Below are 405 nucleotides of genomic sequence, written 5' to 3' on the forward strand. Positions count from 1 at the left end.
CTGCCTGGTTCTCGCTGCGTCCGCTGGCACCCACGCGCACCTCACGCTTCAAGGCCCTCACGGCATAGCTGTCGAATTCGCCAACAGTGTCCGACCGTTTTCCTGTCACCCGCGAGGAGCGCCTCGCGAGCCCTCCCAAACGGCCCCGTTTGTGTCAGGAAACCGTGACTGGAAAACTACTGACAGGAAAACGTGACTGAGCCACTATCCTGACATGCTCGTCGGCTAACCCATGACTTGACCCAGCATCGGGGGCTTGCGGGCGAGCATGCGCCCCAGCCACGAGCCAGCCGGGACGCCCTTACACGCGGCCCAGCGTGCCACCGCGCTGGCACCGATGATCAGCAAGCGCCGAAGGGTGCGCTCGCCCATTCTGGATGTCCGGCCGAGCCGCTCCTTGCCCCC

At 65.2% G+C, this 405-nt stretch carries 1 pseudogene; it reads right to left on the reverse strand.

What is annotated here, in order from left to right:
* Window positions 1-243: 243 nt before the first annotated feature.
* Window positions 244-405, reverse strand: a pseudogene (locus WDW90_RS41120) (IS110 family transposase); the annotation flags it as partial.

Source organism: Methylobacterium nigriterrae (genome assembly GCF_037106235.1).
In the GTDB taxonomy this organism is placed as follows: Bacteria; Pseudomonadota; Alphaproteobacteria; order Rhizobiales; family Beijerinckiaceae; genus Methylobacterium; species Methylobacterium nigriterrae.